Raw genomic sequence first — 302 nt, forward strand, 5'->3', positions numbered from 1 at the left:
GTTTACTTTTTATTAAACCTCTTCTTATCGCTAAATTCTGAAGAAAATAGAATTGCGCGTGAAAAACGTTTAGAAAGCAAAAAAATAAGGCACATGCTACTGCAAAGCATTACTAGATACATTCGTTCCAGAATGCTTCGTAAGAAAAAAACAAGCTTAGCGAACCTCGCAGATAGCTTCAAATTGAGAAGAAAAAGGAAATCTCGTCGCGAGCTGGTCTATAAAAAAATGATCCGATACTTTCAAGTCTGGGCGCATCGCCGGAAAAAGACTAAAAACATTGAAGTAGAGAAGATCAAAGA

The 302-nt window shown here is 36.4% G+C and carries 1 pseudogene; it reads left to right on the forward strand.

Going from position 1 to position 302, the window contains the following annotated elements:
* Positions 1–302: pseudogene (locus tag AB4653_RS28965) on the forward strand (hypothetical protein); the annotation flags it as partial.

This window comes from Vibrio sp. 10N.222.48.A3 (assembly GCF_041475345.1).
In the GTDB taxonomy this organism is placed as follows: Bacteria; Pseudomonadota; Gammaproteobacteria; order Enterobacterales; family Vibrionaceae; genus Vibrio; species Vibrio tasmaniensis_A.